The sequence below is a fragment of the Meiothermus sp. genome, assembly GCF_025060375.1.
Lineage (GTDB): Bacteria > Deinococcota > Deinococci > Deinococcales > Thermaceae > Meiothermus.
In genome coordinates this window covers 87,795-108,095 of record NZ_JANXCG010000038.1, presented here as the reverse complement: position 1 = coordinate 108,095, position 20,301 = coordinate 87,795, and the positions used below count along the sequence as shown (strand labels likewise).

Genomic DNA, 20,301 nt, shown 5'->3' with positions numbered 1-20,301 from the left:
AGCGTCAACCTGGTGGCCACCCTCCCACCACCCCCGCCGGTCCAGCCCGTCCAACCTGTTCAGCCCGTCCAACCCGTTCAGCCGGTGCAACCGGTCCAGCCAGTGCCCTCGGGAACGGTCACCTACACCTGCCAGGGCGGTACCCTGGTGGTCAGTTACCTGAGCAACCAGGTGCGCATCTTCTACGATGGGGCCTTCCACGTGCTCCCGCTGGTGCGCACCGGCCCCACCCTGGTCTACGCCAACGCCACCTACACCTGGGAGATTGGCACCCTCGGGCGCCTGATTGCCCGCGGGCAGGTGGTGCTCTACGACTGCCGTATCTGACGGGAAACCCCCGGTGCGCTTAAGGCCGCACTGGGGGCCCGCCCCTCTAGTCCTTCAATCTCTTCACCGCCTCAATCAGCGCGGGCAGCACTTGGTGCACATCCCCCACAATGCCGTAGTCGGCAATCTTGAAGATGGGGGCCTCGGGGTCTTTGTTCACGGCAGCAATAAACTTGCTCTTGTTCATCCCGGCCTGGTGCTGCACCGCGCCCGAAACCGCCAGGGCCAGGTAGAGGTTGGGCTGCACGGTTTTGCCCGTCTGGCCCACCTGCTCGCTGTAGGGGCGCCAGCCGGCGTCCACCACCGCGCGGGTTGCCCCGACCGCCCCACCCAGCATACCCGCCAGCTCCTCCACCCCTGCGAAGGCCTCGGGGCTCCCAAGGCCCCGCCCGCCCGTGACCACCACGGTGGCCTCGGTGAGCGAAACACCCTTTTTCTGCTCGCTCAGGCGCTCGAGCACCTCCACCCCACCTGGAAGGTTCACCTCGAGGAGCTCCACCGTGCCGTTGCCCTCGGGTTCGACCGGAGGGGTGGTGTTGGGCTTGGCGGTAAAGACCACCGGCAAGGGAGCCTTCTGCCGCTCGGTAACCCGGTTGAGGTAGCTGTAGCGGGTGCCGATGATGTGCTGGCCATCGGTGCTGGTCTCCAGGGTGTCCTCCAGAAGCCCGGCCCTCATCTTGTAGGCCAGCCGGGCTGTCCAGGTGCGGCTCTGGCGGCCCCCGGTAGCCACCACCACCTTAGCCCCGCTCCTCTCCACCGCGGCGTAGGCAGCCTCAGCCCATTTCTCTGCTGTGTAGGGCCCCACCTCAGCCGCGTAGACCACCGGTAGATAGCGGGCGGCCTCCTGGGCCACAGCCTGAGCGTTCTCACCAATGACCACCCCCGCAATGGGCCCTAGGCTGCCAAGCTGCCGAGCCCGGCCAATCGCTTCCAAAGCACCCTTGCGCAGGCGCTGACCATCGTGTTCCAAAACCACAAGGATCATCCTCGAAACCTCCAGATGAGGGTTAAATTACCTTCGCCTCTTCACGCAACAACCGCACTAGCTCATGGGCCGCAGCCGCCGGGTCTTTTCCGTCTATCATCCGGTTGAGCCGGGCGCGCTCCTGGATGGCTTGCTCCAAAATCTCCACCCGGCTTTGCAGGCTTACGGGCACCTTTTTCAGCTCCTTGCGCTTGGCCTTCATGATGCCGGGCAGGGTGGGGTAGCGGGGCTCATTCAGACCCTGCTGGCTGGTGAAAACCGCAGGCAGGGGTACCCGCACCACTTCGGCACCCTCATCCAGGTCGTGTCTGGCCTTGGCATGGGTTTCACCCTCCAGCTCGACCTGGGTGGTCCAGCTCACCACCGGCCAACCAAGCGCTTCAGCCAAGGCCGGCCCCAGGGCCTGGGCATCCCAGTCGGCCTGCTGCCCTCCCGTGAAGACCAGCGTGGGGGCCTCAGCCCGAACCACCTCGGCTAGGGCCTCAGCCTGGGTAATGGGGTCCAGGTAGCCCTCCGCCACCAGATGAATGGCCCGATCTATGCCCATGGCCAAAGCGGTGCGCAGGGCATCCTCAAAGCGCTCAGGGCCCAAAGCCACCACCACGCTCTCCCCGCCGTGCTTTTCCTGCAGGCGGATAACCTCCTCCACCGCCCACTCATCCATCTGGTCGAGGATCATCGTGACACTGGAAAGGTCTACCTTGCCCCCCTCAATCCTGAGCCGGGACTCGCCGTCGGGTACCTGCCTTATGACTGCTAGAAATTTCATGCGTTTCCTCCTCGCATCCAAGAGCCCACAACCGTGGGCTATGCTGTGGGGGCTGCAAAGCGACCCACCACTTCACCCATGAGCCAAAAAGACCCCTACTGTCCCAATATATGGCGCGCGATGATAAGCCGCTGAATCTCGTTGGTGCCCTCGTAAATCTGGTTGAGCTTCACATCGCGCAGGAGCTTTTCCACCGGGTATTCACGCATATAGCCGTACCCGCCGTGTATCTGTATGGCCTGGTTGGCTACCGAAAAGGCCATCTCCGAGGCGTAGGCTTTGGCAATGGCCGCGGCGTGGCTGTGGGGTTGCCCGGTATCCACCAACCAAGCCGCATAGTAGGTGTAGGCTCGAGCCGTCTCAATCCCCATGAGCATCTCGGCCAGCTTGAACTGGATGGCCTGAAACTGAGCGATGGGCTTACCGAAGGCTTCTCGCTCCTTGGCATAGCGGGTGGCCTCCTCCAGAGCCCGTCGGGCTACCCCCACGCTGCCTGCCGCAACCGGAATCCGGGTTTTGTCCAGCGTGCGCATGGCAATCTTAAAGCCATCGCCTTCCTGACCTAAAAGGTTCTCGGCTGGAACCCGGCAATCCTCAAAAACCAGCTCGTAGGTACCGCTGGCCCGCTGGCCCATCTTGCCGTGAAGTTTGTGGGCGGTGAACCCTGGAGTACCCTTCTCCACCACAAGAGCGACCACGCCCCTGTGGCGGGCCTCAGGGTTGACCGTGGCGAAGACCACCACCCACTCGGCCTCCCCTCCATTAGAAATCCAGGTCTTGGTGCCGTTCAGCACATAGTAGTCACCCTCGCGCACAGCCCGTGTGCGAAGGGCCGCCGCATCGGAGCCGTTCCCCGGCTCAGAAAGCGCAAAAGCCGCCAGCGCTGGCTTCTGGGTAACCTTTCGCAAAAACCGCGCCTTCTGTGCCTGCGTTCCGGCCAGCAGAAGGGGGGTTATGCCCAGGTCAGAGGCCATGGCGATGGTGTAGATACCCATACAGCCCCAGGCCAGTTCCTCGCCGATGATGACCTCCTCGAGCATGCCCAAACCCATTCCCCCATACTCCTCGGGGACGATGGCGTTGAGCAGCCCCACCTCATGAAGCCTTTCCACCACCTGCCAGGGCACCTCCTCCCTGGCATCGTACTCAGCGGCAATGGGGGCTATCTGCTCCCTGGCAAAGCGGCGGGCCAGCTTCTGCAGCTGCCTCTGCTCTTCGGTCAGGCTGAAATCCACGGGCATAAACGATGCGGATAGCGTATAGCTGATTGACCTTCGGCTACTGGCTATCGGCTCTCCCTCACCTCCCTCGGCGACATTTCTTATACTCAGTATAACTTTTTTCTCCCCAGCGTGTCCATCGTATCACGGGGGTAGGGGCAGAAAAACGCTGTGTATGGGGCTCCACAAACAAACCGCTCTCAGCGCGTAGAATCCGCGCTATGAGCCTGCTCTTTAGCCCGCTTAGGCTGCGCTCCATCACCCTCAAAAACCGCATCGCTATGTCCCCTATGTGCCAGTACTCGGCTGAGGGGGGCCGTGCAACCGAATGGCATCTAGTCCACTACCCCACCCGAGCAGTTGGCGGGGCCGGGCTCATCCTCGTGGAGGCCACCGCGGTGGAAGCCCGGGGGGTCATCAGCCCAGAGGACCTGGGCATCTGGTCGGACGACCACCTACCGGGGCTGACGGAGCTAGCCCGGCGCATCAAGTCGGCGGGGGCCGTTGCGGGCATCCAAATCGCCCACGCCGGACGCAAGGCGGGCGTCTTGCCCCCGTGGAAGGGGGGAAGGCCACTGCACCAATGGACACCGGTGGCCCCCAGCCCATTGGCCTTTGCGGAGGGATGGCCCGTGCCCCAGGCGTTGGATCCGGCAGGCCTCGAGGAGGTGCGCTGGGCCTTTCAGCAGGCCGCCAAGCGCGCCCTATTGGCGGGCTTTGAGGTGCTGGAGATCCACATGGCCCACGGCTACCTGCTGCACTCCTTTCTATCCCCCCTGACCAACCACCGCAAGGACCAGTATGGGGGCAGCCGCGAAGGCCGCATGCGCTTTCCCCTGCAGGTCGCCGAAGCAGTGCGGGAGGTCTGGCCCGCTGAACTGCCCCTTCTGGTGCGGGTCTCGGCAGTGGACTGGGTGGAGGACGGGTGGAGCCTGGAGGACACCATAGTCCTGGCAGAAGCTCTTCGGCGGCGGGGCGTGGACCTGCTGGACTGCTCCTCGGGTGGGGCCATTCCCGGTGTGAGGATTCCCCTAGCCCCCGGATACCAGGTGCCCTTCGCCGCGGAGGTGCGTAAGGTTACGGGCCTGGCCACAGGGGCGGTGGGCCTCATCACCGAGCCTTTCCAGGCCGAAGCAATCCTACAGCAGGGCCAGGCTGACCTGATTCTCCTGGGGCGGGCGTTGCTTCGGGAACCCTATTGGCCCTACCGGGCCGGTCAGGCCCTGGGCTTCAAAGCCTGGCCTCCCCAGTACGAGCGCGCTTTCTAGACCATGGGTTCTCTTCAGGTGTAGAATGTGGGGCTGGTTGTGGAGGTAGAACGTGGCAGAACCCGGCATTGACAGGCTCCTCTTCCTGACCGACTCCAAGTACCGCCTCACGGTGGTAACCGCTAAGCGGGCTCAGCAACTTCTTCGCTACGAATTCAAGAACACCGTCTTAGAACCCCAAGAACAGCCCCGCATGCACACCCTGGAAGGCGACAAGCCGGACCCCAACCCGGTTACCTGGGCCATGAAGGAACTCCTCACTGGCCGGCTGAAGATTGGCGAAAACCTGCTCCCCGAAGACCGGCTGACCCGCCTGCTCGACCAGATGTACCCTCGCGAAGCGAGCGAGTCGGCAGACTAAAGGGGCCTTCCCAAGGCGGGTCGGCAGAGGTCGGCCTGCATTTTTATGCCTAAAGGCGCCGGTATTCAGCGTATAATCGCTCGGAGGCCAACCCCATCATGGCGAGCAAGGAACAGCGGCAACGGGCCATCCAGGAAATCATCAGTCGGGAAACCATATCCACCCAGGCCGAGCTGGTGGAGCGGCTCCGTCAGATGAACTTCAAGGTCACGCAGGCCACCGTAAGCCGCGACATCAACGAGATGCGGCTGGTGCGCCTACCTTTGGGCGGCGGAAAGCACAAGTACGTGCTTGCGGGCATGGAGATGGCCGAACACGCCAAGGAGGAACTCCGCCGTATCTTTCCCAGCTTCGTTCACGACGTAGACCGAGGGGAGAACATTCTGGTACTCAAGGTCTCAGAAGGCCACGCCTCGGGCATCGCCCTCCTGATTGACCGGCTTCGCCGGGACGATATTGTGGGCACTTTGGCCGGAGAAGACGCTATTCTAGTGGTGGCTCGCTCAAAAGAGCAGGCCCAGGCCCTACAGGAAGAATTCGAGGCCCTGATGGCCTCGGGCTAGTCCCCCATGATTGAATTCGCTCTGAAGGCCTTCCTGACCTTTTTCGTGCTGATAGACCCTATCGGCCTTATTCCCCTCTTCCTGGCCCTGGTAGGCACCCGCAACTACACCGAGCAGAAGAGCATCGCGCTGCGGGCTACCCTGATCGCAGGACTCCTGGTCTTGAGCTTCGCGCTGGTGGGCAACGCGGTCCTGCACCACCTGGGCATCAGCCTGGCCGCACTCAAGGTGGCTGGGGGCATACTCCTTTTCCGAATCGCCCTGGACATGGTCTATGCCCGGCTCGAGCGCGAAACCACCGAGGAGCACGCGGAATCCCAGGCCCGCTCGGACATATCGGTCTTCCCCCTGGCCATCCCCCTGATCGCTGGGCCCGGCACCCTAGCGGCGGTGCTCATACTGACCGGGACAGCCCCGGGCGGAGCCTGGGGGTTCGGGCTGGTGCTCCTGATGGCGGCAGCGGTGCTCTTCATCACCTACTGGGCCCTCCGGGCCGCGCTCAAGTTTGCCAACTCCCTCGGGCGTACGGGAATCAACGTGATTACCCGGGTTCTGGGAATTCTGCTGGCCGCCCTGGCGGTTCAGTACGTGGCCGATGGGCTAAAAACCCTCCTCAACCGCTGAACGGCGCGCCCGGCGCTTGTCGGCGTACATGGCCGCATCGCCTTGGCTGAGGGCGGTGGCCAGGTCCATCAGGGCGGAGACCCGAACCGCCCCCGCGCTGACCTCCACGTGGAGTTCGGCCCGCACCCGCTCAACCACCTCCGGAGCCTCCTCCAGGGGCAACCCCAGGTGCAGGCTTACAAACTCGTCCCCCCCGATGCGAAAAGCCTGGTCCTCCTTGCGCAACACGCTGTTCAGGGCCGTCGCCAGTATTTTGAGGGCCTGGTCCCCCGCGGCGTGGCCGTACCGGTCGTTAATCCGCTTCAGGCCATCCATGTCCCAGTAGATAAGGGTAAGCGGGAGGCTCAGCCGCTCCGCCTGGGCCTTGACCCGGAGGAAGCTTTCCTCCAGGGCCCGGCGGTTGCCAAGGCCAGTAAGAGGGTCCTGAAGGGCCAGCTCAGCGAGGTAGCGCCGGGAGAGCAGCCCATAGAGCACCGTGGCAGCCTGCAAGGCAAAGGTCTGGGCGATGGCCAGGCTCTCCCTTGGGAAGGCCTCTGTGGAGGTGAAGGCGTCCAGGTTCAAGGTACCCATCACCTTACCCTGAAGCACCACGGGAACAGTAATGGTGGCCTTTAGGTGCTCTATTTTCCCGGCCTTTTGGAAGACCTCCGAGCCAGGGGTTGCGGTCATCCCCGAGCGCTCCTGAAGCTCTGGCGCCACCAGCAAGCGGGGCTTACCAAGCAGCCAGGCCTCCTCCCCCAGCCCATACCAGCGCAGCTCATCTTGGTAGCTCACCGAGTGCTGGGTCAGCCCTGGGTCAAAGCCAATCTGGGCCACGTAGCGGAAGGCACCATTCTCCAGCAGGGTAAGGCTACCCGCCTCAGCACCGGGCACCACCTTTACCGCAGCCTCCAGGATTCTTTGGAACAGGCGCTCGGGTTTTTCCTCCTGGGTGAGAAGGCCGGCGAGCACCTCGAGGGAGGAGGCGTAGGCCAGGGCCTGGGTGTGCTCCTGGGTTACCTCGTGCAAGATGCAAAGCCAGCCGCCCTTGTAAGGGGCCTGGCTCGGCCTGAACCAGCGCCAACGCTTGCCCGGAAGGCCCAGCAAACCCTCTGAACCGCCCTGCCACCACGCCGGCCCCTGGTGCGCCGAGGCAGGCTGGAACCAGTCCTGCAGAGGCTTACCCAGGAGCTGGGCGCCTAGAAGGGATCTGGCGGCCGCGTTGCACCAACCGATGCACCCCTCCGGGTTCAGCCATACCGCCGCCTCTGGAAGTGCATCCAACCAGGCCAGGGTCTCGGGTTCAATTACCACACCGGGCGTGTCCATAAAAATTACAAAGTTTGCCCCTAGTGTATGCACCCCTTGCTTCTACCGCAACCGCTGCCCAGACCGGTAAGAAGCGAGCTTCAAGCGGTCTTTCTTGCGGCCGCGAGCAGCTCCCGGGCATGCTCCAGGGCCGCTTCCGAGTAGCTACCCGAGAGCATGCGAGCCAGCTCCCGCACCCGCTCCTCCCCCTCTACCCGCTCCACCCGCACCGCCCCCCCCTCCTTGACCACTCGGTAATGGGCCTGGGCCCGTGCGGCAATCTGCGGCAGGTGGGTGACCACCAGCACCTGGCGGCCCTCGGCAAGGCGGGCCAGCCTTTCAGCCACCCGCCAAGCCGCCTCTCCCCCAACCCCGGCGTCCACCTCGTCAAAAACCACCGTCTCGGCCTCAGCCCCGGTAAGAAGGGCCAGCGCCAGCATCACCCGGGAAAGCTCCCCCCCTGAGGCGGCCTTCTCCAGGGGCACTTCGGGCAGGTCAGGGTTGGCAGAAAAGAGAAACTGCACATCCTCCAGGCCGTCGGGCCCTGGGCTCTCCAGGGGAAAGAGGGCCACCCGGAAGCGGGCCGCGGGCATGCCCAGGGCCCGGATCTCCTGCGTGGCGGCCTCAGAAAGCCAGCCCGCCACCTCCGCTCGGGCCTCTGAGAGCTGCCTTCCCAGCAGGTGGAGGTCTCGCCAGGCCTGCTCCGCCTGGGCCCGGAGGCCCAACAGGCGCTCCTCGGCCCCCTCGAGGCTCTCCAGCTCACGCTTTGCCGCCTCGGCAAACCCGAGGATGCCCGGAATCCCCTCGCCGTATTTGCGCTCCAGCCGCTCAATCAAGGCCAGTCGGGCCTCCACCTCCTCCAGCCGCCCAGGGTCGGCCTCCAGGCCCTCCAGATAATCCTCCAGCTCCCGGCTCACCGCCCTGAGGCCATCCAAGGCCCCCTCGAGGTCGCGCCCTAGGGACTCCAGGTGAGGGTCGTGCCGGCCGGCTGCCCGCACTTCCCGAAGGGCCTGCGCCACCAGCCCCAGCGCGTCGCCTTCCCCGCTCAAGGCCACAACAGCCGCCGACACCCGCGCCCTTAGGGTCTCCAGATGGCGCAGCCGCTCGGCCTCCTGCTGCAGCCGCTCAACCTCACCGGGGACGAGCTGGGCTTGCTCAATCTCCCGAATCTGGAAGCGCAGAACATCCACCCTACGCTCCCGCTCGCGGGCCGCGGCCTCGAGCCTGGCCACCTCCTCCTGAAGGGCCTGGTAGTGGGCGTAGGTCTGGCGGTAGCGCTCCAGCAACCCGGGCTCAACCCGCGTGTCCAGCAGGCTGCGCTGGGCCCTGCGGCCCACCAGGGCCAAAGCCGCGTGCTGGGCGTGCACCGCCAAGTACCGGCTGGCCTCCTCGGCCAGCTCCCTCAGGCTGACCACCTCGCCCTCTATGCGGGCCAGGCTGCGCCCCCCCGAAAATCTTCGGGAAAGGCTCTTTCCATTGAAAAAAGCCGTGACCAAAAGGGTATCCGCCCCCGGGCGCAGCAACCCCTCGGCCCTCTCCCCCAGGAGCAGCAGCAAAGCGTCCACCAACAGGCTTTTACCCGCCCCGGTCTCCCCGGTGAGCGCGGTGAGGCCCGGCCCCAGCTCCAGGGATACCCGCTCCAGCACCGCCAAGTTCTGCACCTCGAGGCTTTCCAGCATAGCCAGCCCCAGGGTACCACAGGGGTCTGCCAAGAACAGAACGCGGCCGAGATCTGGACCCGACGGTGTAAATTTGGAAGAAAAAGGAACCCACATCCGTGCGGATTCTGGCCCTTTCTGACCAAATTCACCCCTTCATCTACCAGGAGCGCTTTCCCGGCAACCTGCCCCCCTTTGACCTGGTGCTCATCGCCGGCGACCTGCCGGGCAGCTACATAGAGTTTGTAGCCACCAAGGTGCGCGTGCCGGTGGTCTACGTCCACGGCAACCACAAAGAGGAGTACGTGCAGGACTACCTGGGCCACCTCACCCCACCCGGGGGGGCCATTGCAGCCCACGGGCGGATTGTGGAGGTGGCTGGGCTTAGGGTCGCCGGCTGGGGTGGCTGTCCCCGCTACAATCAGCGCGATATGGGCCAGTACAGCGAAGCGGAGGCGCAGGGCCGCTTTCTGTCCTGGTTCCCTCTACTCATGCCTCGCCGGCTGGCTCGAGGGCATGGTGTGGACATCCTGCTCAGCCACGCCCCTCCTCCAGGCCCCCACGCTGGCGCCGACTTCGCCCACCGAGGCAGCCGCGCCCTGGGTCTTTTCCACCGCCTCTACCGCCCCAGGCTGCACGTACACGGACATGTGCACCTCTACGAAGCGCAGCCCCAACGGGAGTACCTGAGCCCGGAGGGGGTGCGGGTGGTCAACGCCTTCGCCTACGCCCTGATCGAGCTGTGAGGTCACGGGGGCCAAAAGCTCAGGGCAGGTTGCGGGCCAGCCAGGCCTGGGCAGCAGCCAGTTCAGCAGCCTCTAGGGCGTGCCCAGCTGGCCACCAGGTGACCTCGACCTGCGCTCCGGCCCGTTCCAGGCAGTCCAGCAAGGCCTCCACCCGCTCCCGCGGCGCCCAGGGGTCCTGGTTGCCGGCAGCCACATAGACCACCCTGCCCGACAGGTCCGGCAAGGGGCAAGGCTGCAAAGGGAGAACAGGCCGAAGCAACAGGGCTCCCTCCAACAGGTCAGGGTGTAGCAGCAGCAAGGCCGCGGCCATATTGGCCCCGTTGGAGTAGCCCAGCGCATAGACCGGTCGGCCCTCCTGCCCATAGCGGCGGCAAGCCTCCCGGACAAAGCCGGCCAGTTCGGCGGCCTGGGCCTTCAGGTCTTCCTCGTCAAAGACCCCAGGGGCCAAGCGGCGGAAGAAACGAGGAGCCCCGTTCTCCAGCACCCTGCCCCTAGGGGAGAGCAAGGGTACGCCTGGAGCGAGGCTTCGGGCCAGGGGCACCAGGTCGTCTTCGTTTCCACCGGTGCCGTGGAGCAAAAGCAGGGTGCAGGCCCGAGGGCCCGGCTCAAAGCGGTGGATGTAGCTAAACCCGCTCATGGCGAGGCTGGGGTAGCTCGAGCGGGGGTAGGCCCGCCTCGATCTGGGCCCGCCTGGGCTCGAGCCAGGGGGGGAGCACCAACCGCTCCCCCAGGTGGGCGGGGTCTTCGTCCACGGCAAAGCCGGGGCCGTCGGTGGCCAGCTCAAAAACTACCCCTCCAGGTTCACTGAAGTAGACCGAACGGAACCAGAAACGGTCAATTGAGCGGGTAGCGGGGATGCCCTGGGACAGCACCATCCGGCGCACCTCCATCTGGTGCTCCAGGTCCTCCACGCGCCAGGCCAGGTGGTGGACGCTGCCCACCCCCCAGCGGCCCCGGGGGGCCTGGGGCAGCTCCTTGATGTCCAAAAAGCCCCCCGAACCCCCCGGGGCCAGGGCGTAGCGGCGCCACCCGTCCTGGTGCCCTACGTAGGAAAAGCCTAGGGAGTCCAAAAAGCGCTCTGTTGGCCCCAAGGCCTGCTCCCAGACGCGCGCCCCGTGCAGGCCCATAATCTGGTGCTTCTCAGGCACCCCACCCTTCTCCCAGGGGCTGAACGGACGGGGAGCCGTCTCCACTAGGGCCAGCTCGAGGCCATCGGGATCGCGAAAGGGCAAGGCCCTCTCCCCAAAGCGCACCTCAGGAGCACCCAGGGGCACCCCGTAGCGCCCCAAGCGGTTCTCCCAGTAGGCCAGGCTGCCCTGGGGAACGGCGAGCTGTACCTCCACCGTGAGCCCAACGCCCTTACGGCCCGGGGCTAGGTGCTCCCAGGGAAAGAAGGTCAGGTCGGTACCCGGGCGACCCTCCGCGTCGGCATAGAACAGGTGGTAGGTGCCCGGGTCGTCCTGGTTCACGCTCCGCTTGACCAAGCGCAGCCCCAGCACCCCAGCGTAGAAGTCCAGGTTGCCCTGGGCGCTCCCAGCAATGGCCGTGATGTGGTGTAGACCGAGAACGGGTCGCATCCCTGCTCCTAGACCGCCGCGGGCTCGGAAGCCGCCACCGCCTCTACGTCCACAGTGAAGCGGACCTCCTCCCCCACCAGCAGGGCCCCAAACTCCAGCACCTGGTTCCAGGTCAGGCCAAAGTCCTTGCGGTTGAGCCTCCCGCTGGCGCTGGCCCCAATGCGGGTATTACCCCAAGGATCCTTTACCGGCGGGCTTACCTCGGCCTCGAGGGCCACCTCCCGCGTCACCCCGCGGATGGTCAGGTCGCCCAGGATCCGGTAACGCCCCTCACCCAGGGCCTCCACCTTCTGGCTTACAAAGCGGATTTCAGGGTAGTTTTGCACATCCAAAAAATCCCCTGAGCGAAGGTGGGCGTCCCGCTGGGCCTCTCCCGTCTCGATGCTGGCGGCCTCAATGGTGGCCTCCACCCGCTCGGGCGCCCCTTTCTCGTCGGTAATCACCGTACCGGTAGCCCTCTTAAACTGCCCCCGCACGGTGAAAAGGCCCATGTGCTTCACTGCAAAAGCTACGTTGGTGTGGCTGCTGTCCAAGTTCCAGCGCATCCGGTTCCTCCCTGCCCCGCCGCAGTCCAGGCGGTCGGGCAAGCGCATCATATTTCATAGTAATATCTGAAGTCAAGCATTTGAATAGAGAAAGCGCCATGGTACACTTGGATCAGGATGCCCAGGCACCCCGTTCAAGCGACCACCGAGGCCGACCACAGCTTCTGCCCGGTATACGAAGCCATTAACATCCTGCAGGAAAAGTGGACGCTGCACATCATCCGCAGCCTGCTGCAGGGCCCCCGGGGCTTCAACGAGCTCTCCCGCGCAGTGGGTGGCTGCAACCCAGCTACCTTAGCCCAGCGCTTGGAAAAGCTTGAGCATCTAGGGATCATCTCCAAAACCATCCACTCCACCATGCCCCCCCGGACCAGCTATGCCCTGACCCAAGCAGGACAGGCCCTACAGGAGGTCATAGAGGCCATAGACCGCTGGAGCCGGGCCTACCTACCCAAGCCCTCAGAGGGCCTCCCTTAAGCCTCGAGCCACCCGGGCCACCGCAGGGTCGGGGTCCTGGAAGAACCTCTCTAGGAGGGCACCCTCCCCCAGCCGGGCCAGGGCCTGGGCCGCGGTGGCCCGAACCACGGGGTTCACGTCCTGAGCAGCCTTGAGGGCCAGAGGGAGGAGCTCGGGGTGGGAAAGGTTGGAGAGCACCACCAAGGCATTGCGGGCCATGCGGGTACGGCCCGGCCGCAGAAAGGCGGTTCGAGCGTACCTTCGCTCAAAGGCCTTGGAGGACAGCTCGAAAAAGTCCAGCAGGTTGGGGTAGGCCAGCTCGGCTTCCGGGGAAAAGCCCGCCCAGAAAGCCCGTGCCTTGCGGTTCCAGGGGCAGACCTCCTGGCAGATGTCGCAGCCAAAAAGCCAGTCCCCCAAACCCTCCCACAGCCGAAGGGGTATGATTCCGCGGTGCTCAATCGTCCAGTAGCTAATGCAGCGCCGGGCGTCCAGGGTCCCGTCCCCCAGCAGGGCCCCGGTGGGGCAGCCCCTCAGGCAACGGGTGCAGCTCCCGCAGCGGTTGGGGTAGGGCGGGGGCTCGGGGGGTGGAGGAGCGCTGGTCAGGAGGACCGCCAGGGTCAGATAGCTGCCCTCACCCATCCTGAGCAGCATGGCGCTCTTCCCCACCCAGCCCAGCCCACCCTTGACCGCATAGCTCCGCTCGGAAAGGGGGCCGGTGTCCACATAGGCCCGGGCCTCCAGGCCCAGGCGGTGGGCCAGGGCCTGCAGCGCCTCCAGGTGGGGCCTGAGGAGAAGGTGGTAGTCCCGCACCCAGGCGTAGCGGGCCACCCGGCCCAAGCGGAGGCCCCCAGGGGGGCGGGGGGGCGGAGGGTAGGCGTGGGGCGCAGCCAGCACCAGCACACTCCTGGCCCACCCAAACCGACGCGTGGGCTCCAGGCGGGCAGGGGCCTGCTCCAAGAGGTAGCGCATCCCAGCCTGGTGGCCCTGGGTCAGCCAGGCCTGGTAGCGGCTCTGGACCGCCTCGGGCAACCCAAGACCCGCCCAGGCGGTGAGAAAGCCCCGTTCCTGAGCGGCTTGGCTGAGGACAGCCAGCGGATCCACAGCTGAGATTTTGGCGACCGGACCAGGAGGGCGCAAGGGTAGGACCCACATCTGGTAGGCTTAGCCCATGAAAACGGTTCGCGTTGCGCTTTTGGGAGCGGGTACTGTGGGGCAGGCCTGGGTAGGGCTTCTATCCCAGCACCAAGACCGCCTGGCGGCCCTCGGGGTGCGGCTCGAGCTGGCCCGGGTGCTGGTACGCGACGCCCAAAGAAGCCGCCCTGCAATCCCTTCCCACTTGCTCACCACCGACCCCAAGGGATTTCTGGAGGGCGTGGAGGTCCTGGTGGAGGTGGCCGGGGGTACCGGTAGGGTTGGCGACCTGGTTCTGGAGGCCCTCTCGAGGGGCCTGCCGGTGATCACCGCCAACAAGGCCCTCCTGGCCGAGCGCTGGGGCGAGCTGCGTCCCTACGCCGAAGGGGGCCAGCTCTACTACGAGGCCAGCGTGATGGCCGGAACCCCCGTGCTGGGGGCTCTGCAAAGCCTGTGGGGCAACCGGACCCAGGAGTTGCACGGAATCGTAAACGGCACCTGCAGCTACCTCATCCGCCGGATGGAGGAGGGAGCGGGCTACCAGAAGGCCCTTGAAGAGGCCAGGCAGCTGGGCTACCTGGAGGCCGACCCCAGGCTGGATGTGGGGGGTATTGACGCCGCCCACAAAATATGCGTGTTGGGCCGGCTCACGGCAGACCCGGCCCTCGAGTGGAGCCAGGTGCTGCAGCGCACCCGCGGCATCGAGCACCTGACCCCCGAGGCGCTGGCCGAGGCCCGACGGTCTGGCCAGGCCATCCGGCTGGTGGCCAGCCTCTACCCGGAAGGGGGGAGCTGGGTGGCCGCGGTACGGCCAGTGCGGCTGCCCTTAGAGCACCCCTTAGTTCTTCTGGGCAGCGGGCGCAATGCCCTGATGTATCGGGGCGAGCCCATCGGCACCCTCTACTTTGCCGGGGCAGGGGCAGGCGGCGCGGTCACGGCCAGCGCGGTGATGGACGACCTTTACCGCTGGCTCTCTGGAGCCCCGGGCCACCTGCCCATCCCCCGGGCCGTTCCAGCCTCAGGGCTCGAGGTGGAGCGGCTCGAGGAGGCCTAGCCCCTGGCCCAGCTCCTTGGGCCCCACCCCCAGTTGTGCTAGATTCTGTTCATGCGTTTTTTGACCGCTGGAGAGTCCCACGGGCCTCAACTCACCGGCATTGTAGAAGGCCTGCCCAGCCAGCTCCCCCTCACCGTGGAGGACATCAACCCATGGCTCAGAAAGCGCCAGGGGGGCTATGGGCGCGGGCGGCGGATGGTGATTGAGACGGACACGGTGGAGTTTCTGAGCGGGGTACGGGCTGGGCGCACCACCGGAGCCCCGCTGACGCTGGTCATCAAGAACAGCGACCACCGCAACTGGGTGGAGATCATGGACCCGGCCCCTGGCAACGAGCCGCGCAAAAAGGCCCTTACCGCGGCCAGGCCCGGCCACGCCGACCTCTCAGGGGGCATTAAGTACGGCCATAAGGACCTGCGGGACGTTCTGGAGCGGGCCTCGGCCCGCGAAACCGCTATGCGGGTCGCCATTGGGGCGATTGCCCACAAGCTCCTCTCCTTCTTCGGGGTGGAAAGCGCCTCCTTCGTGGATGGGATGGCCGGGGTATGGAGCCGAGTGCCCTTTGACTGGAGCCTGAAGGAGCGCATTGAGCAGAGCCCCGTGCGGATGGCCGACCCCCAGGCCGAGGCCGAGGTCATCCGCCGGGTCGACGAGGCCAAGGCCGCAGGCGATACGCTGGGGGGCATCGTCGAGGCCCGTTTCCGGGGGCTGGTGGTGGGCCTGGGCTCGCACGCCCACTGGGACCGCAAGCTGGATGGGCGCATCGCTCAGATGGTTCTGAGCATCCCCGCCGTCAAGGGCGTGGAGATAGGCCCGGCCTTTGCCAACGCCATGAAGCCAGGCTCGGAGGTCCACGACGCCATCTACTGGGAAGAGGGCCGGGGCTACTACCGCAGGACCAACCGCGCCGGCGGCACCGAGGCCGGGATGAGCACCGGAGAGGAGCTGGTGGTGCGGGCCGCACTAAAGCCCATCGCCACCCTGATGAAGCCCCTGCCCACGGTGGACGTGGTTACCCATCAGCCCGCCGACGCCGCCCGCGAGCGCTCCGACGTGACCGCAGTACCAGCGGCCAGCGTGATTCTGGAGGCCCTGGTGGGCATCGTGCTGGCCCAGGCCTATCTGGAAAAATTCGGTGGGGATACCCTAGAGGAGCTGGTGGAGCGGGTGGAGCGCTACAAGCAACGGGTGCAGGCCTACTGAACCAGGCCCAGCTTGGAAGAGGCTGCCCCCCGGTGTAACCTGGTACCCTCAAAGACCCCATGAGCGAACGGCCCGTGATCCAAATAGAACGCCCTACCACCTGGGTGGCCCTGACCGGGTTCATGGGGGTGGGCAAGAGCCGCATCGGGCGAGAACTGGCCCGTTCGCTCGTGCTGCACTTCATCGACCTTGACCGCTACATAGAGCGGCAGATGGGTCTCTCGGTGGCCGACATCTTCCGGCACCTGGGCGAGCCTACCTTCCGCCAGCTCGAGGCTGCAGCGGTGGAGGAGCTCACCCAGAAGGACTACCTGGTCCTCTCCCTGGGTGGGGGCACCTTCGTGAACCCAGAAAACCGTGCCCGGCTCTTGGCTCGAGGGCCGGTGGTGGCCCTTTGGGCCAGCCCAGAGACCATCTTCGAGCGGGTGCGCCGTCGCCCCGGCGAGCGCCCCCTTCTAAGGGGCCCGGACCCCCTTCAGCGCATCTGCCAGCTCATGGCCGAACGCGAGGGCCTCTACCGGCAGGCCCCCCTACACGTCTCCACCGATGGCCGGCGGATTCCCGAGGTGGTGGACGAAATCATAAAGCGGCTTTGGGACTATGCGCAGCCTAGAGGTTAGATACCCCGTCCCCTATCCTGTCCAGATTGGCCGAAGCCTCGAGGTACCCGCCCCTCCCGGGCCCAAGGCCCTGCTCTACGACCGGGCAGCTTCCTCCTACGCGCGAAGGCTCGCCCACCGGCTAGGCATACGCCACACCCTGGGGCTGCGGGGCGGCGAGGGGGCCAAACGCCTTTCGGTCTACGGTCGGGTGCTCTCCTGGCTGGCACAAAACGCTCTGCCCCGAGACACCACGCTCTACATCGTGGGCGGAGGCAGCCTGACCGACCTGGGGGGCTTTGTGGCTGCCACCTACCTGAGGGGAATTGCCTACATAAGCCTGCCCACCACCACCCTGGCTATTGTGGACGCCGCGGTGGGCAACAAGACCGGCCTCAACCTGCCTGAGGGCAAAAACCTGGTGGGGGCCTTTCACGCGCCCAAAGGGGTCTACGCCGACCTGGAGGCCCTGGCCACCCTGCCCCCTCCCCTCTTCAAGGAGGGGCTGGTGGAGGCCTTCAAGCACGGCCTCATCCGAGGGGACCAGGCGCTCTTGCAGGTAGAGCCGCTGAAGCCCGACTGGGCAGGCCTGGAGGACTACCTAGCGCGGGCCGTAGAGGTCAAGATTGGGGTTGTGGAAGCCGACCCCACCGAGCAGGGCGAACGGCGCAAGCTAAACCTGGGGCACACCCTGGCCCACGCCCTGGAAGGGGCCACCCAGGGGGCACTCTCCCACGGCACGGCGGTGGCCTATGGGCTCCTCTTTGCTGCGCTGCTGGGGCAGGCCTTGGGCGGGGCCGACCTGGTGCCCACCGTGAAGCGGCTCCTGGACTGGCTCGAGCCCCCCCCTATGCCCCGTCTGCCCTGGGAGGCGCTCTCCCCCTTCCTGTCTAGGGACAAAAAGAAACAAGGCCATACCCTGCGCTGGGTGGTACCCATGGGGCTGGGCTGGCTCGAGGTACGGCCGGTCCCCGAAGAGATTCTGCTCCGCTGCTACGCGGAGCTGCTGAGCCTGGCTGGCCTCGAGGACCGCCCAACCGAGGGCCCTCCCTTAGAATAGCGGTGTACGCCGTAGGCCGAGCATCCCTGGGGAGGCTGACCCATGCTGAGCGGAAACCTGGCCGAGTTCCCCCTGTTGCGGCTGCTGGAAGTTCTGATGGGGGCCACCCGGGGCGGGGCCCTCTTCATCCAACACCCCCTATTCTTGGGGGCCATCTACCTGCAAAACGGCTACCTGGTGCACGCCGAAGCCGGGCCCCTAAAGGGCCTGGAGGCCACGGAGTTGCTCATCGGGGTTCCCGCGGCCCCCTTCCGCTTTGAGGCCAACCGGCCAGCTCCCAGCCAGAGCATTGAGCCCAGCCTCAGCACCCACCAGCTGATCCTGCACCAGTTCGAGGCCTGGAGGGAAATCCGGCTGCCCGAGGACTGGGGCCTGACCCTGCGGGGCGGTTCATCCCAACCCCGGGTCCAGCTCAGCCCGCTGGAGCTTCGCGTGCTGGCTCAGGCCGAGGGAAAACGCATTGCCCAGGTACTGATGGGCCATCCCCCCCCTCTCGAAGCCGCCCAGGTGCTCGCCAAGCTGCTCAAGCTGGGCTTCCTGGGGGTTCAGCCGCAGCCAGGGATCAGCCCCGAGACCCTGGTGGTACTCTCCTTGTATGGAAAGGGGGAGGGGGTGGCGGTGGTGGACGAGGAGCTCTTTGAGCGCTGGCAGGCCTTGGTGCCGGGCCCCTTTCGGGTGCGGGTGCGCACCCATCGGCTCGAGGCCAGCCTGCACCCAGAAGCCCGCCCACACATGCAAGGCCGGCTGGGCCTCTTCGAAACCGACCTGCGCCGTCTCCAGCTCAGCCGGGGGGTATGGGTGGAAGCCTGGCCGGAGCCCCAAACCTAAGCCAAAGACCTGCAAGGAGTCGCCATGGACCTACTCGCCCTCAACGAACCCATCAACCAGGCCGTCTATGGTCCAGGAATGATGCTGGTCTTCATCCTGGTAGGCCTCTACCTATCCCTACGGACAGGCTTCATCCAGTTCAGCCGCCTAGGGGTGGCCCTAAGGGAAACCCTGGGGGCCATCCGTGAGCGCTCGCTGAGCTTCGGCGGCCAGATCACCCCTTTTCAGGCAGCCATGGTGGCGCTGTCAGCCACGGTGGGCACCGGCCACCTGGTGGGCATGGTGGGGGCCGTGCTGCTGGGAGGCCCTGGCGCAGTCCTCTGGATGTGGGTGGCCTATCTGGTGGGCATGGCCACCAAGTTCGCTGAGGCGGTGCTGGCGGTGCACTTTCGCCGTCAGTACACCGACGGCTCGGTGATGGGCGGGCCGATGCTCTACATCCGCTATGGGCTGGGTGGAAGGATGGCCTGGCTGGCCGCCCTTTTTGCGTTTTTTACCGCTGCGGCGGCCTTCGGCATCGGGAATCTGGCCCAGGCTGGAGCGGTGGGCAATGCCCTTCTACAGGAGTTCGGCGTCCCCCCAGCCATTACCGGGCTTCTGCTGGCCCTTCTGATAGGCGTGCTCCTAGGCGGGGGCATCCGCCGAGTGGCCTGGTTTGCCCAGCTGATCGTCCCCATCAAGCTGGCCCTCTTCCTGCTGGGGGCACTCCCCCTTCTGGTCCTCCACATCGGTCAGGTTCCCGCCGCCCTTGCCTTAATCTTCTCCTCGGCCCTGAGTTTTCAGGCTGCAGCCAGCGGCGCCACCGGGGCTGCCATCGCCATCGGCCTCACCGAGATTCTGAAGGCAGGAGTAGGGCGCGGCATCTTCGCCAACGAAGCTGGGTTAGGCTCCGCGGCCATCGCCCACGCCCAGGCCCAGGTGGACCACCCCGTGCGGCAGGGCTTCTGGGGCCTTACCGAGATGCTGGTAAGCCTGTTCGTAACGACCCTTACAGCGCTGACCTTCATTGCCAGTGGCCTCTGGGAGCGTTTTTTTGGGGGGGACCGGGTAGAGGCCATCCGCCACCTCTTCGCCGAGCATCCGCTCGGCGTACCCCTGCTGGCCTTGATGCTGGCCGTGTTCGCCCTGGGAACCATGGCCTCCTGGGGCTTTTATGGTGAGGAGGGCGCCGCCTACCTCTTCGGCGAGGGGGTGCGCTGGCCCTACCGCCTGACCTTTGTGGCCTTCGCCTTCGTGGGGCCCCTGGGGGGCCTGGCCACCCTGACCGCCGTGGCCGATACCCTGAACGGCCTCATGGCCATTCCCAACCTGATCGCCTTGCTGGCCCTGGGCGGCCTGGTGGGTCGATTGGTCAGGGAGTTCTTCCAGGGGCTACCCTGGCAGCCCCCCCAGGAAGACTAATTGCCCCTATGCCCCTTTCTCGGGGGAATCCGATCGGTAAACTAAGCCCATGACGCCAAAACGCCTGGTGGTAGGCCTCTCTGGCGCATCGGGCATGCCTTACGCGCTCGATCTCTTGCGTACCCTGCGGCGTGTGCCAGGGTTGGAGGTTCACCTGGTTATGACCCAGGGGGCCAAGCGGGTGCTGGCCGAGGAGGCCGAGGAGGGCCTACAGGTAGTGGAAACCCTGGCCCACAAGGTGCACCGCAGCAGCGATCTGGGTGCACCCATCGCCTCCGGCAGCTTCCGCACCATGGGCATGGTGGTGGTGCCGTGCAGCGCGACCACCCTGGCCAAGGTGGCCCACGGTCTGGCCGACAACCTGCTCACCCGCGCGGCCTATGTAACCCTGAAGGAGCGGCGCCCGCTGGTGCTGGTCCCCAGGGAGGCCCCACTCCCTTTGCCGAGCCTCGAGGCGATGCTAAAAGCTGCCCAAGCCGGGGCCACCATCCTCCCCGCGGCACCGGGGTTCTACCACAAACCCCGGACGATTGACGACCTGCTGGCCTTCGTTACCCAGCGCATCCTGGACCTGTTCGGCCTGGAGTACGAGCGGGCGCCCCGCTGGGGGGAGAGGGTAGAGCTCGAGCTGGACTGAGG

At 65.9% G+C, this 20,301-nt stretch carries 22 protein-coding genes and 1 pseudogene; 14 read left to right on the top strand and 9 right to left on the bottom strand.

Annotated elements, in window-relative coordinates; translation table 11 throughout:
- Positions 1 to 327 (top strand): annotated as a pseudogene (locus NZ849_RS05065) (PEGA domain-containing protein); the annotation flags it as partial.
- Positions 328 to 373: 46 nt separating this feature from the next.
- Here NZ849_RS05065 and NZ849_RS05060 read toward each other — a convergent pair.
- The 3 genes from NZ849_RS05060 to NZ849_RS05050 all read right to left on the bottom strand — a co-directional run bounded on the left by NZ849_RS05060 (position 374) and on the right by NZ849_RS05050 (position 3,322).
- Complete coding sequence (locus tag NZ849_RS05060; RefSeq protein ID WP_295404873.1) at positions 374 to 1,312, bottom strand: electron transfer flavoprotein subunit alpha/FixB family protein; 939 nt, start codon at positions 1,310 to 1,312, stop codon at positions 374 to 376.
- 22 nt (positions 1,313 to 1,334) lie between these two features.
- Complete coding sequence (locus tag NZ849_RS05055; protein ID WP_295387850.1) at positions 1,335 to 2,081, bottom strand: electron transfer flavoprotein subunit beta/FixA family protein; 747 nt, start codon at positions 2,079 to 2,081, stop codon at positions 1,335 to 1,337.
- A gap of 95 nt (positions 2,082 to 2,176) precedes the next feature.
- Entirely contained in the window at positions 2,177 to 3,322 is a 1,146-nt protein-coding gene (locus NZ849_RS05050) for an acyl-CoA dehydrogenase family protein (protein ID WP_295387853.1), read from the bottom strand.
- Between the two features lie 200 nt (positions 3,323 to 3,522).
- Here NZ849_RS05050 and NZ849_RS05045 point away from each other — a divergent pair, with 200 nt between their 5' ends.
- From NZ849_RS05045 to NZ849_RS05030, 4 genes are all read left to right on the top strand, one after another.
- Positions 3,523 to 4,569: an NADH:flavin oxidoreductase/NADH oxidase gene (locus NZ849_RS05045; protein ID WP_295404870.1), complete on the top strand. Its 1,047-nt coding sequence runs from the start codon at positions 3,523 to 3,525 to the stop codon at positions 4,567 to 4,569.
- Between the two features lie 52 nt (positions 4,570 to 4,621).
- Positions 4,622 to 4,930 carry a DNA-directed RNA polymerase subunit omega gene (gene rpoZ / locus NZ849_RS05040; RefSeq protein ID WP_295387860.1) on the top strand — a complete coding sequence of 103 codons (309 nt, stop codon included), beginning with the start codon at positions 4,622 to 4,624 and terminating at the stop codon, positions 4,928 to 4,930.
- Positions 4,931 to 5,028: 98 nt separating this feature from the next.
- Entirely contained in the window at positions 5,029 to 5,493 is a 465-nt protein-coding gene (argR, locus tag NZ849_RS05035) for an arginine repressor (protein ID WP_295387862.1), read from the top strand.
- Positions 5,494 to 5,499: 6 nt separating this feature from the next.
- Positions 5,500 to 6,117, top strand: a complete 618-nt coding sequence (locus tag NZ849_RS05030) for a MarC family protein (RefSeq protein WP_295387867.1) — start codon at positions 5,500 to 5,502, stop codon at positions 6,115 to 6,117.
- On the opposite strand, the gene NZ849_RS05025 is transcribed toward NZ849_RS05030, so the two are convergent.
- Positions 6,094 to 7,425: a diguanylate cyclase gene (locus tag NZ849_RS05025; RefSeq protein WP_295404867.1), complete on the bottom strand. Its 1,332-nt coding sequence runs from the start codon at positions 7,423 to 7,425 to the stop codon at positions 6,094 to 6,096. The genes NZ849_RS05030 and NZ849_RS05025 overlap by 24 nt on opposite strands.
- 80 nt (positions 7,426 to 7,505) lie before the next feature.
- Positions 7,506 to 9,083: a DNA repair protein RecN gene (gene recN, locus NZ849_RS05020; protein ID WP_295387874.1), complete on the bottom strand. Its 1,578-nt coding sequence runs from the start codon at positions 9,081 to 9,083 to the stop codon at positions 7,506 to 7,508.
- Positions 9,084 to 9,181: 98 nt separating this feature from the next.
- Here recN and NZ849_RS05015 point away from each other — a divergent pair, with 98 nt between their 5' ends.
- Complete coding sequence (locus NZ849_RS05015; protein WP_295387877.1) at positions 9,182 to 9,808, top strand: metallophosphoesterase; 627 nt, start codon at positions 9,182 to 9,184, stop codon at positions 9,806 to 9,808.
- A 19-nt stretch (positions 9,809 to 9,827) separates the two neighbouring features.
- Here NZ849_RS05015 and NZ849_RS05010 read toward each other — a convergent pair whose 3' ends face one another.
- The 3 genes from NZ849_RS05010 to NZ849_RS05000 are packed head-to-tail and all read right to left on the bottom strand — an operon-like array spanning position 9,828 to position 11,930.
- Positions 9,828 to 10,445: an alpha/beta hydrolase gene (locus NZ849_RS05010; protein ID WP_295404863.1), complete on the bottom strand. Its 618-nt coding sequence runs from the start codon at positions 10,443 to 10,445 to the stop codon at positions 9,828 to 9,830.
- Positions 10,432 to 11,385, bottom strand: coding sequence for a ring-cleaving dioxygenase (locus tag NZ849_RS05005; RefSeq protein ID WP_295404861.1), 954 nt, complete (start codon positions 11,383 to 11,385; stop codon positions 10,432 to 10,434). The genes NZ849_RS05010 and NZ849_RS05005 overlap by 14 nt, the downstream gene beginning before the upstream one ends.
- A gap of 8 nt (positions 11,386 to 11,393) precedes the next feature.
- Positions 11,394 to 11,930, bottom strand: a complete 537-nt coding sequence (locus NZ849_RS05000) for a YceI family protein (RefSeq protein ID WP_295404888.1) — start codon at positions 11,928 to 11,930, stop codon at positions 11,394 to 11,396.
- 117 nt (positions 11,931 to 12,047) lie between these two features.
- Here NZ849_RS05000 and NZ849_RS04995 point away from each other — a divergent pair, with 117 nt between their 5' ends.
- The gene (locus NZ849_RS04995; protein ID WP_295387885.1) at positions 12,048 to 12,407 is read left to right on the top strand and encodes a helix-turn-helix domain-containing protein; all 360 of its coding nucleotides are present in this window, start codon (positions 12,048 to 12,050) and stop codon (positions 12,405 to 12,407) included.
- Here NZ849_RS04995 and queG read toward each other — a convergent pair.
- Positions 12,390 to 13,487, bottom strand: a complete 1,098-nt coding sequence (gene queG, locus NZ849_RS04990; RefSeq protein WP_295404859.1) for a tRNA epoxyqueuosine(34) reductase QueG — start codon at positions 13,485 to 13,487, stop codon at positions 12,390 to 12,392. The two genes, NZ849_RS04995 and queG, sit on opposite strands and share 18 nt — an antisense overlap.
- A 67-nt stretch (positions 13,488 to 13,554) precedes the next feature.
- Here queG and NZ849_RS04985 point away from each other — a divergent pair, with 67 nt between their 5' ends.
- Genes NZ849_RS04985 through NZ849_RS04955 form a run of 7 tightly spaced genes read left to right on the top strand, consistent with a single transcriptional unit; the run spans position 13,555 to position 20,299 of the window.
- Positions 13,555 to 14,571, top strand: coding sequence for a homoserine dehydrogenase (locus tag NZ849_RS04985; RefSeq protein ID WP_295404856.1), 1,017 nt, complete (start codon positions 13,555 to 13,557; stop codon positions 14,569 to 14,571).
- Between the two features lie 51 nt (positions 14,572 to 14,622).
- On the top strand, positions 14,623 to 15,774 hold the full coding sequence (gene aroC / locus NZ849_RS04980) for a chorismate synthase (RefSeq protein WP_295387894.1): 1,152 nt from the start codon (positions 14,623 to 14,625) through the stop codon (positions 15,772 to 15,774).
- 59 nt (positions 15,775 to 15,833) lie between these two features.
- Complete coding sequence (locus NZ849_RS04975) at positions 15,834 to 16,394, top strand: shikimate kinase (RefSeq protein WP_295387897.1); 561 nt, start codon at positions 15,834 to 15,836, stop codon at positions 16,392 to 16,394.
- A complete protein-coding gene (locus NZ849_RS04970; protein WP_295404852.1) occupies positions 16,375 to 17,433 on the top strand; it encodes a 3-dehydroquinate synthase family protein in 1,059 nt (352 codons plus the stop codon). Before NZ849_RS04975 ends, NZ849_RS04970 begins: the two co-directional genes overlap by 20 nt.
- A gap of 42 nt (positions 17,434 to 17,475) precedes the next feature.
- Positions 17,476 to 18,261 (top strand): DUF4388 domain-containing protein, encoded by a 786-nt coding sequence (locus tag NZ849_RS04965; protein WP_295387903.1) that lies wholly within the window; start codon positions 17,476 to 17,478, stop codon positions 18,259 to 18,261.
- Positions 18,262 to 18,285: 24 nt separating this feature from the next.
- A complete protein-coding gene (locus tag NZ849_RS04960; protein WP_295387905.1) occupies positions 18,286 to 19,662 on the top strand; it encodes a sodium:alanine symporter family protein in 1,377 nt (458 codons plus the stop codon).
- Positions 19,663 to 19,711: 49 nt separating this feature from the next.
- Entirely contained in the window at positions 19,712 to 20,299 is a 588-nt protein-coding gene (locus NZ849_RS04955; RefSeq protein ID WP_295387908.1) for a UbiX family flavin prenyltransferase, read from the top strand.
- Positions 20,300 to 20,301: the final 2 nt, after the last annotated feature.

Excerpts from the sequence above, each read along its gene's own strand:
- NZ849_RS05060 (WP_295404873.1), bottom strand. The coding sequence starts at position 1,312 with ATGATCCTTGTGGTTTTGGAACACGATGGTCAGCGCCTGCGCAAGGGT.
- NZ849_RS05055 (WP_295387850.1), bottom strand. The coding sequence starts at position 2,081 with ATGAAATTTCTAGCAGTCATAAGGCAGGTACCCGACGGCGAGTCCCGG.
- NZ849_RS05050 (WP_295387853.1), bottom strand. The coding sequence starts at position 3,322 with ATGCCCGTGGATTTCAGCCTGACCGAAGAGCAGAGGCAGCTGCAGAAG.
- NZ849_RS05045 (WP_295404870.1), top strand. The coding sequence starts at position 3,523 with ATGAGCCTGCTCTTTAGCCCGCTTAGGCTGCGCTCCATCACCCTCAAA.
- argR (WP_295387862.1), top strand. The coding sequence starts at position 5,029 with ATGGCGAGCAAGGAACAGCGGCAACGGGCCATCCAGGAAATCATCAGT.
- NZ849_RS05030 (WP_295387867.1), top strand. The coding sequence starts at position 5,500 with ATGATTGAATTCGCTCTGAAGGCCTTCCTGACCTTTTTCGTGCTGATA.
- NZ849_RS05025 (WP_295404867.1), bottom strand. The coding sequence starts at position 7,425 with ATGGACACGCCCGGTGTGGTAATTGAACCCGAGACCCTGGCCTGGTTG.
- recN (WP_295387874.1), bottom strand. The coding sequence starts at position 9,083 with ATGCTGGAAAGCCTCGAGGTGCAGAACTTGGCGGTGCTGGAGCGGGTA.
- NZ849_RS05010 (WP_295404863.1), bottom strand. The coding sequence starts at position 10,445 with ATGAGCGGGTTTAGCTACATCCACCGCTTTGAGCCGGGCCCTCGGGCC.
- NZ849_RS05005 (WP_295404861.1), bottom strand. The coding sequence starts at position 11,385 with ATGCGACCCGTTCTCGGTCTACACCACATCACGGCCATTGCTGGGAGC.
- NZ849_RS05000 (WP_295404888.1), bottom strand. The coding sequence starts at position 11,930 with ATGCGCTGGAACTTGGACAGCAGCCACACCAACGTAGCTTTTGCAGTG.
- NZ849_RS04995 (WP_295387885.1), top strand. The coding sequence starts at position 12,048 with ATGCCCAGGCACCCCGTTCAAGCGACCACCGAGGCCGACCACAGCTTC.
- NZ849_RS04985 (WP_295404856.1), top strand. The coding sequence starts at position 13,555 with ATGAAAACGGTTCGCGTTGCGCTTTTGGGAGCGGGTACTGTGGGGCAG.
- aroC (WP_295387894.1), top strand. The coding sequence starts at position 14,623 with ATGCGTTTTTTGACCGCTGGAGAGTCCCACGGGCCTCAACTCACCGGC.
- NZ849_RS04975 (WP_295387897.1), top strand. The coding sequence starts at position 15,834 with ATGAGCGAACGGCCCGTGATCCAAATAGAACGCCCTACCACCTGGGTG.
- NZ849_RS04970 (WP_295404852.1), top strand. The coding sequence starts at position 16,375 with ATGCGCAGCCTAGAGGTTAGATACCCCGTCCCCTATCCTGTCCAGATT.
- NZ849_RS04965 (WP_295387903.1), top strand. The coding sequence starts at position 17,476 with ATGCTGAGCGGAAACCTGGCCGAGTTCCCCCTGTTGCGGCTGCTGGAA.
- NZ849_RS04960 (WP_295387905.1), top strand. The coding sequence starts at position 18,286 with ATGGACCTACTCGCCCTCAACGAACCCATCAACCAGGCCGTCTATGGT.
- NZ849_RS04955 (WP_295387908.1), top strand. The coding sequence starts at position 19,712 with ATGACGCCAAAACGCCTGGTGGTAGGCCTCTCTGGCGCATCGGGCATG.